This window comes from Leptothoe kymatousa TAU-MAC 1615 (genome assembly GCF_018739865.1).
Classification (GTDB): domain Bacteria; phylum Cyanobacteriota; class Cyanobacteriia; order Phormidesmidales; family Phormidesmidaceae; genus Leptothoe; species Leptothoe kymatousa.
The window spans coordinates 69,077-83,948 of the sequence record NZ_JADOER010000010.1 but is presented as its reverse complement, the minus strand read 5'-3'; the positions used below and the strand labels follow the sequence as shown (position 1 = coordinate 83,948).

General features: G+C 53.2%; 11 protein-coding genes and 1 pseudogene. 9 read left to right on the top strand and 3 right to left on the bottom strand.

Annotated elements, in window-relative coordinates:
- Positions 1-464 precede the first annotated feature (464 nt).
- From IXB28_RS11520 to IXB28_RS11480, 9 genes and pseudogenes are all read left to right on the top strand, one after another.
- Complete coding sequence (locus IXB28_RS11520; RefSeq protein ID WP_215618747.1) at positions 465-1,481, top strand: NAD-dependent epimerase/dehydratase family protein; 1,017 nt, start codon at positions 465-467, stop codon at positions 1,479-1,481.
- A 144-nt stretch (positions 1,482-1,625) separates the two neighbouring features.
- Entirely contained in the window at positions 1,626-5,324 is a 3,699-nt protein-coding gene (locus IXB28_RS11515; RefSeq protein ID WP_215618746.1) for a CHAT domain-containing protein, read from the top strand.
- Between the two features lie 105 nt (positions 5,325-5,429).
- Positions 5,430-5,906 carry a photosystem II protein PsbQ gene (psbQ, locus tag IXB28_RS11510; protein WP_215618745.1) on the top strand — a complete coding sequence of 159 codons (477 nt, stop codon included), beginning with the start codon at positions 5,430-5,432 and terminating at the stop codon, positions 5,904-5,906.
- Positions 5,907-5,938: 32 nt separating this feature from the next.
- On the top strand, positions 5,939-7,093 hold the full coding sequence (locus IXB28_RS11505; protein WP_215618744.1) for an NAD(P)/FAD-dependent oxidoreductase: 1,155 nt from the start codon (positions 5,939-5,941) through the stop codon (positions 7,091-7,093).
- A gap of 173 nt (positions 7,094-7,266) precedes the next feature.
- A complete protein-coding gene (locus tag IXB28_RS11500) occupies positions 7,267-7,878 on the top strand; it encodes a Uma2 family endonuclease (RefSeq protein ID WP_215618743.1) in 612 nt (203 codons plus the stop codon).
- Positions 7,879-8,044: 166 nt separating this feature from the next.
- On the top strand, positions 8,045-8,728 hold the full coding sequence (locus IXB28_RS11495) for an SAM-dependent methyltransferase (RefSeq protein WP_215618742.1): 684 nt from the start codon (positions 8,045-8,047) through the stop codon (positions 8,726-8,728).
- 5 nt (positions 8,729-8,733) lie between these two features.
- A pseudogene (locus tag IXB28_RS17075) lies at positions 8,734-9,830 on the top strand (agmatine deiminase family protein).
- Positions 9,831-9,895: 65 nt separating this feature from the next.
- Complete coding sequence (locus IXB28_RS11485; RefSeq protein WP_215618741.1) at positions 9,896-10,168, top strand: DUF4160 domain-containing protein; 273 nt, start codon at positions 9,896-9,898, stop codon at positions 10,166-10,168.
- A gap of 4 nt (positions 10,169-10,172) precedes the next feature.
- The gene (locus IXB28_RS11480) at positions 10,173-10,547 is read left to right on the top strand and encodes a hypothetical protein (protein ID WP_215618740.1); all 375 of its coding nucleotides are present in this window, start codon (positions 10,173-10,175) and stop codon (positions 10,545-10,547) included.
- 82 nt (positions 10,548-10,629) lie between these two features.
- Here IXB28_RS11480 and IXB28_RS11475 read toward each other — a convergent pair whose 3' ends face one another.
- From IXB28_RS11475 to IXB28_RS11465, 3 genes are all read right to left on the bottom strand, one after another.
- The gene (locus IXB28_RS11475; protein WP_215618739.1) at positions 10,630-11,520 is read right to left on the bottom strand and encodes a hypothetical protein; all 891 of its coding nucleotides are present in this window, start codon (positions 11,518-11,520) and stop codon (positions 10,630-10,632) included.
- A gap of 145 nt (positions 11,521-11,665) precedes the next feature.
- Positions 11,666-12,730, bottom strand: coding sequence for a hypothetical protein (locus IXB28_RS11470; protein WP_215618738.1), 1,065 nt, complete (start codon positions 12,728-12,730; stop codon positions 11,666-11,668).
- Complete coding sequence (locus IXB28_RS11465; RefSeq protein ID WP_215618737.1) at positions 12,727-14,559, bottom strand: purple acid phosphatase family protein; 1,833 nt, start codon at positions 14,557-14,559, stop codon at positions 12,727-12,729. The genes IXB28_RS11470 and IXB28_RS11465 overlap by 4 nt, the downstream gene beginning before the upstream one ends.
- Positions 14,560-14,872 lie beyond the last annotated feature (313 nt).

The following is a 14,872-nucleotide window of genomic DNA, read 5'->3' as shown; positions in this document are numbered from 1 at the left end:
AAACTGGTCTTATAGATTTAACAGCTGTTTATATATTTATCTATACCTATATGTCCGTAGTAAACCACAACAAGCACCTTTGATCCGTTAGGCACTGTTAAGAAACGACTTCACGGTTTAATCCACACAGGCTTGTTAAGCCATGATCTCAAGGAACAAGACCACGATTTGATTTTTTAACAAGCCCTGAGCCCATTAAAATTCCAAAATCACAGAAATATTTTTGTTAAAAGTCCTGTTGTCCTGACCATTTAATTTTTATTGAATCAGGATTGTCACTATTGAAGTTTGTATATGGTGCTGGTAAGTAAGGCCTGATTAATATCTTGTAGGCATGCTGTGGAATTCCAGAAGTGCTTTAAACTAAGACCGACTGACTCTAGGATACCTAGCAGCGTCGGTAAGCCTTGCCCATGTGGGCATGATTACTATCCCAGCCAGTTAACCCAGATTTAGGAGTTTTTATGAAAGCGTTTGTAACTGGCAGTACCGGTCTACTTGGCAGCAATCTAACCAAACTACTGCTCGAGCAAGGCTTTGAAGTAACTGCACTAACGCGTGAACTAACTAAGGCAAGCAAGCTGCTAGGGGAGCACCCTCACCTCAAAATCGTTCAAGGAGATTTGCAAGAGGTTGAGGGATTTACCCAGCACCTAAAGGGCTGCGATGTTCTTTTTCACACGGCATCTTACTTTCGAGAGTCCTTTGAATATGGCGATCACTGGGGCAAACTCAAGGCCATTAACGTAGACGCCACTATTCACTTGCTAGAAGCGGCGGAAAAGGCAGGGGTATCTAAGGCTATCTATGTCAGTAGCGCCTGCGGCTGTGTCGGCATTATCCGTGGCGGCGCACCTAGCAACGAATCCACGCCATTCCAAGAATTTAATTACAAAAATCCTTATTTTAAGAGCAAGCTGATGGCGGAAGAGGCCATCTCTAATTTTATAAAAACCCATGAGCTACCGGTGGTGCTGATTTTGCCAGCGGGGATGTTAGGCCCCAATGATGCTGGCCCAACGGAGATGGGACGGTTTGTTCTGAGCTATCTCAAGGGACAGGCTCCCCTAATACCCAGCGGTGGATTCCCCATTGTCGATGCGCGCGATGTGGCCATGGCCATGCTTTCCGCCGTTTATTCTGGACAGCCCAACGAGCGCTACCTGGTAACCGGCGGTTACTATTCGGTGGGAGAAATTATGCGTAACCTGGCGGAGGCCAGCGGTCAGCCAGCCCCTAGCCAGAAACTGCCTCGGTTTGCGGTGCGCATGTGGGCCTTTTTACACAATTTGATGGGGCGCCTCCAGGGCAAAAAGCCATTTTTACATGGTGATATGGTGCGCGTGATGCTGTCGCGCCAGTGGTTTGATGCATCTAAGGCCGCCCAGAACCTGAAAACGACCTATCGCCCGTTTAAGGACACCATCAAGGATACGGTGCAGTGGTATCAGCAAAATGGTTACACCCGTCAGGATACGTAGGCTGCCGCTGACATTTTATTTTATTTTATTTTACAAAAGAATACTAAATGTAACGCCACGGGTTTGCCCTTTGCCCATAATGCCTTCGCCTGTTTGTTAACCAAGCTGCGCGGGGCCATTCGAGGGGAATACTGAGGTAATCCGGTGAAAATACGGATTTCCCTAAAAGTAGATAAGCGATGCTCGGCATTGGAGGCGGTATTGATGGCAACAGTCAAACGTTGTGCAATCCTCACCCTGGGGGGGATGCTAGCCAGTAATATCGCTTTGGGCCAACGCGCTCTGGGCCAATCGGTAGTGCCCAATGGGGCCAATACGACGGTCACCAATGCCAATGGCGACTATCAGATTACTGGGGGCACCCGCTCCAACGACGGCAACAATGTATTCCATAGCTTTGAACAATTTGGTTTAGCCACGGGTGAGGCGGCCACCTTTGTTACCCAACCCGATGTCGTAAACGTGGTGGGTCGCATTAACGGTGGCACCCCTTCGCTAATCGATGGGCAGCTCGGGGTAACGGGCGGCACGGCCAATCTCTTTTTGCTCAACCCAGTGGGGGTGGTGTTTGGGGCCAATGCCACATTAGCGCTGCCGAGAGATCTGACTGTTTCCACGGGGGATGGGCTCACCTTTGCCGACGATACATTAGACGTGGTGGGGACTCCGGACTATGGCAACCTGGTGGGTAACCCAACGGGAATTGCCTTTCGCTTGGGTCGCCCTGGCTCGATTGTGAATGCAGCCAACCTGACGGGCAACAGCGCCCTGCACTTTAGCGGTGGCACCGTGGTCTCCACCGGGACAATGGTGGCGGAAAATGTTGCGATCGCATCTGTTCCTGGGGATCAGCTAATTCGCCTCAGCCCCGATGGGTCTCTTCTCAGCTATGACGTTGTCCCTGGCCATGGCATCTCCCCCCTAGAACTCTCTCCCCTAACATTGCCCGATCTATTGACCGGGGCCGGCAATATCGCCAACACATTACAAGTCAATGGCGATGGCACCGTCAGCCTGGTCAACAACGATTTAGCCATTCCCGATCGCCCCGGCACCACCCTGGTCAATGGCGATGTCACCGCCCAAAATATCACCCTACTGGGGGATACCATCGGCGTTGTCAGTGGCCGACTAGAGGCCAGGGCCAACAGGGGCGGGGGCACCATCCACATTGGCGGCAGTAAACAAGGACAAGGGCCACTGCCCACTGCCCAGACCACCTACATCAGCGCCGATGCCATCCTCGATGCCAGTGCCACAGACCGTGGCAACGGCGGTGAGATTATTATTTGGAGCGACCAAACCACCCGCGCCCTAGGGCAGTTTTTAGCTCGCGGTGGCACCAACGGCGGCAACGGGGGCTTTATTGAAACCAGCGGTCTGCAAGGATTTGTTCTGGGGGCCTACACCCCCGATATTTCTGCGCCCCAGGGCACCGCAGGGCAATGGCTAATCGACCCATTCAATGTGGAAATTGGCAATTTTGAAACCACCCCCTTTGAAGAAAACAATGGTGTGTTTTCGCCGGTGTCCCCCATGGCTCAAATTAACGTTGACGTCATCACCAACGCCATTGCCCAAGGGGGCACCGTCACCGTCACCACAGGCACCGATGGCACAGAAGCTGGCAACATTACCCTGTCTAGCAATTTGTTTTACGAAACCAGTACCGGTGAGGCCACCCTATCGTTTCAGGCCGCCGGTAGTATTTTGATCAACGGTGCCATTTCCCCCCTGTCGTCCATCGCCTTGCCCCTTAACCTTGAGCTTGCCGCCGATGTAGACAATACCGGCAATGGCCAGGTGGTTTTCGAAAATACTAGCCCAGAAAGTATACCGGGTTTGCCGTTGACCATCCTTGAGACATCCGGCGGCAACCTAACGGTGACGGCCAACAGTAGCAATTTGGCCAATACCCCCGCCATTACCCTAGCCGCCGACAACGTGATTAGCACCAACGGCTTTGATAGTGATGGACTCCCTGTGGGTGGTGCCGTCGTGTTTAACGGCACCGCCGCTGACGACAGCCTGGGGATTAAGCTGGAGAGCAATGCCGGGTTTGATGTGGGAAACACCATCACCCTGGTGAGCAACCAAGATATTGAAGTGGATACCCTGGTGGCGGATGGCAACATTACCGTTACCACACCAACGTTTTTTAGAGCCTTAGGCACCACCGAAGCCAGGGCAGCATCCAACGGCACCGCTAGCGTCATTAGCACCCAAGGCCAGGTCGCGATTACCCATGGTGGCAATGGTGAAACCCCCTTTATTGTTGGAGATGCCAGCGAAAATGGAACCGCCGCCGCCATTGTTGCCACCGCAGATGACATCTCTCCCAGCCAATCTTTTTTAGAAGATTTTGTCCAGGGAGATATTACCATCGACACCGATGCCCCTGAGGTAGAGCCGGAGCCCGAACCCGAGCCCGAACCCGAACCCGAACCCGAGCCCGAACTCCCCAACGCCGATGATTGCACGGCTGACTGCACCACCGTTGAATCACAACCCGATCCCCCCGAAGAAACTCAACCAGACCTGATCATCGATGTAGATTCGCAGCTACTGCCCGAAGCCGAGCAGGTGTTGCTCATTAACGAAAAGAAGTACACCGATGAATTCCGTGGCCACCTAGCGATTGAGTCCGAAGAATCGGTGAACCCTGAGGTGCCAAAATTGCAGGGGCAGCTAAGGCTGGCCGCAGAACAAACCGGCGAACCCACCGCCATTGTCTATGTTTCTTTTGCCTCCCCCACCGCTCAAAACCAAGATCAGGTCTTGCCTAAACAGGCCCCCCCCATTGAGGGCACCGAACAATTGGAACTGGTGGTGGTGACACCGAACGGACAACCCATTTTAAAAACCGTGCCCGTGACGCAAGCCCAGGTCAAGGACACCACCCAACAGTTTTTGCGCAGTGTGACCACCCTGAGACGGACAAACCAGGGGACCTTCCTAAGGGCGGCTCAACAGCTGGACGAGTGGCTGATTGCCCCCCTGGAAACTGAGCTCGATGGCCGGGGCATTACCAATTTGGCCTTTGTTATGCCCGCAGGTCTGCGATCGCTACCCATGGCCGCCCTCCACAATGGGGAACAATTTTTAGTCGAGCGCTTTAGCGTTGGCCTGATGCCCAGCGTTAGCCTCACTGATTTGCGCTATGTGGATGTGCGCGGGGCTGAGGTATTGGCAATGGGAGCCTCCGTTTTTCCCGACCAGCCAGAGCTACCGGCGGTGCCCCTGGAACTCAACACCATTGCCCAACAGCTATGGCCCGGCGACTTTATTATCAACGAAACCTTTACCCTCGATGCTCTAGTTGCCAGCCGTGCCCGCAAGCCCTACGGCATTGTGCACCTGGCCACCCACGGAGAATTTAAAGCCGGCAACCTGGACCAGTCCTATATTCAATTTTGGGACCAGCGGCTGAGCCTTGACCAGGTGAGGGCCCTAGGCCTAAATAATCCCCCCGTGGAACTGATGGTGCTCAGCGCCTGCCGCACGGCCCTCGGCAATGAAGAAGCGGAACTCGGATTTGCCGGGCTGGCCATCCAGGCCGGGGTAAAAACAGCCATCGCCAGCCTATGGAAAGTGGATGACGTGGGCACCGCCGGACTAATGACCCAGTTTTACACTAGTTTACAAACCGAGCCGATCAAGGCCGAGGCCTTACGCCAAGCGCAATTGGCCATGCTCAATGGTGAAATTCAGGTGCGGGATGGTCAGCTAATTTGGACCGGGGGCACCCTGCCCCTCCCCAACGAACTAGCCCAGGTGGACAGCAGTTTGTTTTCCCATCCCTATTTTTGGGCGTCATTCACCACAATTGGCAGCCCATGGTAACCCAGCGAAACACTAATTTGAGGCTATAATTAGCGGGGTTTGATTTGGGGCCAGTGCCCCACAAACTAGATTTATTTGACGCATTTTATAGGAGGTATTGCTGGTATGGAACGGTTTCGATCCCTGAGCAGATCGATTATGGGAATCTTCTTGGTGGCGGTTGCCACGCTGCTCGTCAGCTGCGGTGGTAATAACGTCGCTGCCACTCCCACCTACACTGCTGATAATCTGGCGCAGATTGCCATCTATAGCGATCGCATTCAAACATCCAAGGATCGTCTGCCCGAACTCGCTGGCTATATCCGCGACGAAAACTGGGCAAACATCGACAACTTCATCCACGGTCCCTTGGGTGAACTCAGAACCGGCATGAACCGTCTGGCATTTATGCTACTGCCCGACGATAAAGCCGAGGCCCTAGAACTATCGGACGAAATTGCCAACGATCTAGAAGCCATGAGTGCAGCGGTAACAGCGTTTGACGGCAATCGTACCAACAAAGCCTACATTCGCTTTGCCAAGGATCTGAGCACATTTCTAAATATGGTTCCTACAGAGCCAACAGACAGTACAGACGCCTAGACCCATCTCCCTTTTATCGGGAATACAAATCGATGACACGAATTGCAATTATTGGCTGTGGCATTGTGGGTGCCACCCTCGCTTACGAATTAAGCCACCATAGCCATTTGGATATTCACCTCATCGATCAACAAAATCCTGCCCAAGGCTCCACCCAGGCAGCCTTGGGCGTTTTAATGGGCATCATTAGCCACAAAGTCAAAGGCCGCAACTGGCGACTACGCCGCGATAGCATCGAGCGCTACAAAACCCTGATCCCAGAATTAGAAACCACCCTGGGCAGGCCCATTGCCCACATCCAAGGTCTCCTCAGCTTATGCTTTGACCCAGAACAACTACCCCGCTGGCAATCGCTACAGGCCAAGCGGACCGAACAAGGCTATCCCCTAGAAATTTGGACTCCAGATCAGCTACGGCAGCACTGCCCCCAAATTGCCGCCCACAATGTGGCAGCCGCCATTTACTCGCCCCAAGATGGCCAGGTCCATCCCCAACAGCTTACCCTAGCCCTAGTGGAAGCGGCCCAACTGCGCGGGGTAACGACCCACTGGCAGAGCCCCGTTTTAGGCCTCAAAACCCAAGCCGGTGCCTGTAGCCAGCTCCAGCTTCCCGAAGAGAACCTAGATGTAGACGTAGTTGTTATCTCCGCCGGTCTCGACTCCGCCGACCTCAGCCAAATTGGCACCGAACCACTACCGATGATTCCGGTACTGGGGCAAGCGTTGGAACTAGAACTGGAACAGCCCTTGGGGAATGACGACTTCCAACCCGTGATTAACGGCCACGATGTCCACATTATTCCCCTAGGAGAGAACCGCTATTGGCTAGGGTCTACGGTGGAATTCCCCCCCGGCGGAGAAGCGGTGGAGCTGCCCCTAGAAGTGGAGCTACTGCCCGAGGCAGAACGGCTAGAGCACATGCGCCAGGTGGCAACGGACTATTGCCCAGCGTTGATCAAGTCTCGCATTGTGCGGCACTGGAGTGGCCTGCGCCCCCGCCCCCAAGGCCAGGGCGCCCCGGTGATTAAACCCCTAGAAGGGTTTGAGAATGTTATTTTAGCCACGGGCCACTATCGCAATGGGGTGTTGTTGGCACCGGGAACAGCAATGACTGTGGAAACATTGTTAGGCCTGCAGGAAAACGACGACGAACATAAAGCCAGCGGACAAACAGAAGAATTGGGATAAACCCCAGCAATTTTTAAGCTGTTGGGGTGCCATGCCAGATTCTTTAACTACCCTGCATAACAATAGCGTCTGTATGTTCAGATAGTTTCATCCACTATCCCCATGGTAGGAAGTTTGCCTTAGCCTTTGTTAAAATTGATAAAAGCTCCATTCTGTCCAGGACTCAAGTTGCCATGACCAGTATGCAGGTAAAATCCGACCTCACCCCTTTGACGGTGGATTTATCATCCTTGATGTCCCAGGCCAGAATGACAGAGGAGCAGTTCTATGCCTTTTGCCAGTCAAATCGAGATTTGCGCATTGAGCGAACAGCCGCAGGTAAAGTAATCGTTATGCCTCCAGCCTTTTCAGATACTGGCAATCGAAACCTTAAAATTGCTCAGCAGGTAGCAAATTGGTCCGATCAAAACGGTACTGGGGAAGTATTCGACTCAAGTTCAGGGTTTACCTTACCGAATGGTGCCACCAGATCGCCCGATGTTGCCTGGGTAAAACTGGCACGATGGAATGCCCTGTCCAAAGAGCAACAGGCATCCTTTGCTCCGATTTGTCCTGACTTTATTGTAGAGCTACGTTCTGCCAGCGATGCCGTCAAAACATTGCAAGAAAAGATGGAAGAATATGTGGACAACGGTGCAGAATTAGGGCTACTTATTGACCGTAAAAATCGTAATGTACATGTATATCGCCCTGGTCAACCACCCGAAATTTTGACAAATCCTGACAGCGTTAGCTGCGACCCTGAACTATCTGGTTTCTCTCTCCAAATGGCTAGAGTTTGGTAAAACCTAGCTATGGGATGACGCTGTTGCCATATCTGACTTAAATATCAATGATGTCAACAAATACATAGCTAACAACCATACCCAGCCATTGCATCTCTCCCCCCCACTGTTGCAATAGCTGTGGGATCAGCTAACTCACCAATCCCACAGCTATGAGGACCACTTAATGGCAATGCAATTGGACCATGTAGTACCATTTGGCCGACTCTTTGAAGAATATCGAACCATGTTTACCCTAACACCGGCAGACCTACAGGGTTCAATTTTGAGCGTGGCCGACGGTCCGGCGGGGTTTAATGCCCAGGGGACAAGTCTAGGATATAGCATTCAGTCCGTCGATCCGTTATATGGCTTTACCGCCCCAGAAATCAAACAACGGTTCGATGCCGTGGTGGACAACATTATGGCCCAAATAGCAAATAGCCCCGACGACTGGGTGTGGGGCTTCCACAAATCTCCTAGGGAGCTGCGCCACAACCGAGAAAGGGCCATGGAATGGTTTTGTCGAGACTTCGACCAGGGCAAAGCCGCAGGCCGCTACGCCGTGGGCGAACTGCCCCGGCTGGCCTATCCCGATAACAGCTACGACCTGGGGCTATGTTCCCACTTTCTATTTTTATATTCCCAACAGTTTGACCGCACCTTTCACATAAACTCCATTCGCGACATGCTACGGGTGTGCCAAGAAGTACGCATTTTCCCCTTGCTCACCCTTGGTTCACAGCCCTCTCCCCATTTAAAATTCGTCATCGAAAACCTGACAAATCTAGGCTACCGTTGTGAGGTGCAAACTGTTGCCTATGAACTCCAGCGCAATGGCAACAAAATGTTGAGCATCACTTCCCCATAGCCACCATGGTCACCCGACGACGGTTTTTGCAAAATACAGCACTCTTTACGGGGGGATTAACCATGGGCTGCTCCATCCCTAGCGCGACGGGTCAATGGCGCATGCCGGATGAAGCCATGCCCCACGAACGGACCTGGATGGCATTTGGAGCTAGCGATCGCATCTGGGGAAAACGGCTACTGCCCGCAGTGCGCCGCAATTTGGTCACCATCGCCCACACCATTGCCCCATACGAACCCGTATCCATGGTGGTGCGGCAACAGGAATATGACCTGGCGCGCAATATGCTCGGAAACGACATTGATCTAGAGGTCGCCCCCCTAGACGACCTATGGATGCGAGATACCGGCCCCCTATTTGTATTTTCTGACCAAGGAGAAAAGGCCGCCATTGACTTTAACTCTTTAACGGTTGGGGAGAGAAACAACCCCATCGGCACGATGCGGCCATCGCCCAGTTTGTGGCCCAGCAGGCCGGGGTATCGGTGATTAACACAGAGCTGGTGCTAGAGGGCGGTTGCATCGAAGTGGATGGCCACGGCACCGCCATCATTACCGAAAGCTGTGTGCTCAATGACAATCGCAATCCAGGCATGGCCAAGGCCCAGTTTGAAGACCTGTTGATGCCCCTATTGGGACTCGAAAAAATCATTTGGCTGCCGGGGGTGAGGGGGCAGGACATTACCGACGGCCACACCGATTTTTATGCTCGCTTTGCCAGACCAGGAGTGGTGCTAGCGGGCTATGAACCAGACCCAGCCTATGCCGATCATGACATTACCAAACAGCATATAGCCATGCTCAACAGCGCCATCGATGCCCAGGGAAATTCTCTTGATGTGGTGGTGCTAGAGGCCCCCAGTACCATTCGCCCCGCCTACGAAACCTCAGACTTTGCAGCGGGCTATGGGGGGTTTTATGTGTGTAACGGGGCGGTGATTATGCAAGAGTTTGGGGATGCTGCCGCTGATAATGCGGTGCAAGCGGCGTTGCAGCAGGTCTTTCCAGACCGCGATATTGTTGCTATCAACATTGACGGCATTGCCGCAGGTGGGGGAAGTATTCATTGCGCCACGCAACAAGAGCCTTCCATAGGCTCCTAGTGTAGATTAATGAAGGGGTGTTTGCGTAAGATGAAAAAAGCATACAAAGACAAGGATTTACCTCTATGCCGCCGGTTTCTCATCCCTTTAGCAAAGGTCTACTAATTGTCTTAATGAACTATAACGATCATGCTCCGCCCCATGTCCATGTGAAATATCAGGGGGATGTTCGTAGCTATCGCATCACTATCAAAGCCCGTCAATGGCTGAAGCCGGGAAAAGATCTGCCACCTAAGTTCAAACGGTTAATAGAAGCTTGGGTAGAAGCTCATGAAGATGCATTATTGGAGCAGTGGCAGCGGGCAATGAATAACGAAGTCGTGGAAATTGTAGGGTAAAACAATGTTGTGGGAAGCGTGGAAAGCCTATGCCAGCGATGAATCCCATTGGCTAGAGTCTCAAGAAAAGGGACTGCTTAAGGCTGAGTATTTAACTGGATATATATTGCGCCTGTGGTTTGAAGAAATACTGGATGTTTCAATTTTTGATTTAGATTTTGAACCGTTGCTAATGGTTGAGGAACCGGGAGCAGCATTAGTCCCCCTAAAAGAGTTAGAGCGGTTTCAATTTGTTAAAGGAGACGGGGCATTGATCTGGCCAAATCCTGAAACCGGTAACTACGATGAACGGGCAATTGATTTAGCTCCTGAATGTGTAAGATTTTTTTGTGAGCGATATGGAAAAGTTGTTAAACCGTTTGAGGCGGCAGCAACTTAAGAAAATCCCAGTTGGCCGTAATCTCATAGCCAACTGGGAAACACACACCCTAGGAGCGCATCACAACTTTTTCAGGAAAATCCTACTGGCCATAGCCGCTGACGCTGATCAGGCGGTAGCCGTCATCCACATAGTTGTTAAATGCGGACTGGTAACCACTGGAGGACATGCCGTGGCGGGCCACCCAGGCAGAACCGGAGCGTTTTTCCCAGATAGCGGCGTAGCGATCGCGACCGTTCACCCGGTAGCCGCTCACATGGGCCAACCGATAGCCATCGGCGGTGAGTTCATCAAACTTGGCCTGATACTGGCTGGAAGACATGCCGTGGCGAGCCACCCAAGCCGGGCCAGAACGCTTTTCCCAAATCGCCGCGTAGCGGGCCTGGTTGCCCACCCGGTAGCCGCTGACATGCACTAGGCGGTAGCCGTCGGCCACATATTGGTCAAACCTTGCCTGATATTGGCTGGAGGTCATGCCGTGGCGGGCCACCCAAGCCGGGCCAGAACGCTTTTCCCAGATGGCGGCATAGCGGGTTTGGTTACCGACGCTGTAGCCGCTCACATCCACTAGGCGATAGCCATCGGCCACATATTGATTAAACCTTGCTTGGTATTGGCTAGAGGTCATGCCGTGGCGGGCCACCCAAGCCGGGCCGGAGCGTTTTACCCAAATTGCCGCGTAGCGGGCCTGGTCGCCGACGCTGTAGCCGCTCACATCTACCAGACGGTAGCCATCGGCCACATATTGGTCAAACTTAGCCTGGTATTGGCTAGAGGTCATACCGTGGTGGGCGACCCAGGGCACCTGGCGGTTTGTTTTGCGCCAGATGGCGGCATATTTGGCGGTGGGTGTGTTTTGGGCAACGGTCTGGGGGGCAGCTACCTGATCTAGGGCGGATGCGGGTACGGCAAGCAGGGGGCTAACGAGGGTGGCGGCGGTTAGGACAGCGGCGGTTAGTTTAGTGAAGGACATGGTTGGTTTCGAGTAAGTGTGCGTGGGCCAAGGGGGCGACTTGCGCCAGGGAGATGCCCGGCAGGCTATTTATGCCTTACACGGGTTACTCAGAAACCAGGAAGGAAAATTATGCAAATGGCTAAAAGTTTTAGTAAGTCCGCCCTTACAATCCCGAATCCCTTACCTTGTAGTCAATTTCCTCCACCGGCAGATTCTCACAGTCCCAATCGCCATACCGTAGCTGTAGTCTGCGCTCCTTGGCATACTCCACCAGTTGGCCCCCATACTTTTCCGCCTCGGTGCCCAACCCCTGAATCCGAATCTTGCCATTAAACACCGTTGCCCGCGCCAGATAGATCACCAAATCATCCCGCGAGGGGCGATTCACCGTCACACTGGCCGTCAGGTGGGCCATGCCCCGTTCATCCAGTTCCTGGGGCAATGCCATGGCCGTATTGCGAATGCCCCGAATGGCCACAATGGCCGCGGCCACCGCCATGGTGATGTCCACCCCGTCGTCGGTCAAAATGTGATTGTTCGACAGAAACTGAAAATTTCTCTCGCGCAAATCGTCGCGAATGCGTCGATGGATTAGGTTGTGCTGGTTGTAATGCTTTAGGGCACCCACAATGGCACCGCAGGCCGCCCGGGGTTCGCGCCAGGGAGACTCTCTCGTTTTGCCATAGACTTGGTTTTCCCCATCCCGCAGCCGACCCACATGGGTTTTTAGGTCAATGGCCACCAGCGAAATCGACTTGGGATTGCCCGCATATATTCGCTGCTTGAGTTGTTCGTCTAGTTCGTGGGCCACGGTCACATGGGCCAAGGTGGCCCCGTTGTCGGTGCCGCCCCCCGCTGGGAAAAAGGCCTCTAGTTTGAGTTCGCCAATTTCGGATAGGGTGGCAAACCGCGAGGCAACAACGTCTCGGTAGCGTTTGGTGGCTTCTCCTTGGTGGATGCGATCGCCACAGTTGGTATAGGCCAATGTGGTGACCACGCTGGGCAAACTCAGGTCCGCCCCACAGGCCTTTATGTCCGACTGGCTAGAGGCGGCAAACTGGAGCTCATCCCGCAATATTTGCAATCCCTTGATCAGGGCGTAGCGATCGCTAACAATTTCATTCAAATAATTGTGGTACGCATTGCGCTCCATGCCAAAGCTCGCGCCTAGCTTCCAAAAGTTGTTCACCCGCTGTTGGGTTGCGATCGCATCAAAAGGTAGGGTCATGGCTGGCCAATCCTAAACTCATCAAACTTCACCACATCCGACTGGGGCTTGCGGGTATCAAAGTAATAGCTACTAACGGTGCCCGCCCCCGTATCCAAAATGGAAAATGCCGTAATGTCGTTGCTGGCGATATAGGGCAGGGGCTGCCCCGCATCGTCGGTGAGGGGGGCAAGGGTGGGCACCACCGGCCTCAGACCGTTGGGGTCGCCGGTGGCGGCATAGGTTTCCGTATAGCGGCTATCTTCTGGCACGGGCCTGGGGTTGTTGCCTAGGTGCGCCCCATAGCTGTTGCCCACGTTAGACGATTCCAAAAACTGCAGCCCGCTGTCGCTTTCAAACCGATTCCAAAGGTGGGAGTGGCCATAGAAAACCAGATCGGTGTCAGATTTTTCCAGCAATGGCAACAGATATTTAACAATGTGGTCGTCGTCCTTGGGATATTCGTAGCGAATGCCCACAAGATTGCCATCCCCATCCTGATCGTAAACCGGCACCGGCGTGGTAAAGGCAGGTACCACATTGCCCCCCAGGGTATGGGGCGGATGGTGCAGCATAACAACTTTGTATTTAGCTTGTTTAAAGTCGTCGCTGGCCAGCTCTTTTTTCAGCCATTCATACTGGGGGCTGCCGGGTTCAATACTTTCAAAAATAAACTGACCGTGGCCCCAGTTTTTAGGATTGTTCAAATCTGCGGTGCGCTCCTGATAGCGTCCCCGCGTCTCCCCATCCACGGTGTACATACGCCAAATCTGAGTGACATATAGCGACACCAGCCTCACATCGCCATAGGTGGTGGCATAGTAGCGCTGGGTTTGGCCCTGGTCCCGGGCCGCTTTGGGCAACGACAAAATCTCGTTATAGGTGTCGATGTTAAAGGAGTTGTTTTTGAGCCAGCGACGTTTGCCCTCAGCGGTCTTGGCGGGGTTAAAGGCCTCGGCATACTGCCCATAAAGGCCATTGGCCGCCGCCCAGGGCACCGGGTCGTTAAATTGGTCGTTGAGGGCGGCGGTGGTGCTATGGCGCCCCATCACTTCGTGGTTGCCCAGGGCGGTGAACAGCGGAGCCGATTGGATAATGCGCCCGCCTTTGTAGGTGGTGGCGGTGCCGTCTTTTTCTAGGGTGTAGGAGCCCCGCCCCTGGAGGCAGGGAAAAAAGGCCCCACCCCGGCTATCGTCAAACCATTCGGAGGCCCGGTCGGGAACATTGACCAAATCCCCCGCAAAAAACACACCATCCACCTGGCCCATGGTTTCTTCTACTTTTTGCAAGTTGGCCGCCGTCATCGGCATCAGCTGGTGGTCGGAGGTTAGCAAAATTTTCAGTCCCTGACCGGCGGGGGGCGTAGCGCTAAGGCGAAAGGCATCACTGCGCAACATCTCACCGGAGGGGCCGGTGCTCGTAACAAAATAGGCCATGTCCAAACCAGGCCGCAGTCCAGTAATTTCGGCCTCATGGCGCCAGATGGGCCGGAGAGTCACCTGCTCGTAGGCCGTGGCCGTATGGGACTGGGCATCTTCGCGGGTGCGGCTCAGCTGGGTGGTGTTGGCCGCCACTACGGTTTCAGCAGGGCCGTAGGTAACGCTGTGGTCACTACCCTCAAATTCGGTAAACCACACCACCCGCACCGAGTTTTCGGTGGGGGCCTGCAAAAAAGGATCGGTGAGAAAATTTTCTGATGCGGGCATAGATGACGGTGCCACAGTGGCCTCCGGTGGATGGGTGGATAGCTGCACAAATAACACCACACCGAGGCAAAACAATAGGCCTAGGACGACTAATGTGCCGATCTTTGAATTAACGTGATGGGGGCCGGGGTTGGCTGAAGCCATGGCAGATTCCTGAAAGTTGCTGAAGATCAGGTTTATTTGGCTGATTTCAGTCTAGGGCTTGTTAAAAATTAAAATCATAGTCTTGTGCATTCAAATCATGGCTTAACAAGCTTTTTAGGCTTAAACCGTGAAGTAGTTCCTTAATAGCCCATAGATAGTAGCCAATTAGTGAACCATATCAATGAAATTGAGCCAGGAACTGGTTAAGTTAAGGGAACAATAAAGGAACTGCACCAAACTAATTAAAGTCTTAATTAGATAAGCAGGAGTTAAGTTAAGTCGGAAGTCAGAAGTCAGCAAGGACACTCTTTCC

What these genes read in the sequence shown, in the direction of transcription:
- IXB28_RS11505 (WP_215618744.1), top strand. Translation starts at nt 5,939, where the DNA reads ATGACACGAATTGCAATTATTGGCTGTGGCATTGTGGGTGCCACCCTC.
- IXB28_RS11520 (WP_215618747.1), top strand. Translation starts at nt 465, where the DNA reads ATGAAAGCGTTTGTAACTGGCAGTACCGGTCTACTTGGCAGCAATCTA.
- IXB28_RS11480 (WP_215618740.1), top strand. Translation starts at nt 10,173, where the DNA reads ATGTTGTGGGAAGCGTGGAAAGCCTATGCCAGCGATGAATCCCATTGG.
- psbQ (WP_215618745.1), top strand. Translation starts at nt 5,430, where the DNA reads ATGGAACGGTTTCGATCCCTGAGCAGATCGATTATGGGAATCTTCTTG.
- IXB28_RS11495 (WP_215618742.1), top strand. Translation starts at nt 8,045, where the DNA reads ATGGCAATGCAATTGGACCATGTAGTACCATTTGGCCGACTCTTTGAA.
- IXB28_RS11500 (WP_215618743.1), top strand. Translation starts at nt 7,267, where the DNA reads ATGACCAGTATGCAGGTAAAATCCGACCTCACCCCTTTGACGGTGGAT.
- IXB28_RS11485 (WP_215618741.1), top strand. Translation starts at nt 9,896, where the DNA reads ATGCCGCCGGTTTCTCATCCCTTTAGCAAAGGTCTACTAATTGTCTTA.
- IXB28_RS11475 (WP_215618739.1), bottom strand. Translation starts at nt 11,520, where the DNA reads ATGTCCTTCACTAAACTAACCGCCGCTGTCCTAACCGCCGCCACCCTC.
- IXB28_RS11470 (WP_215618738.1), bottom strand. Translation starts at nt 12,730, where the DNA reads ATGACCCTACCTTTTGATGCGATCGCAACCCAACAGCGGGTGAACAAC.
- IXB28_RS11465 (WP_215618737.1), bottom strand. Translation starts at nt 14,559, where the DNA reads ATGGCTTCAGCCAACCCCGGCCCCCATCACGTTAATTCAAAGATCGGC.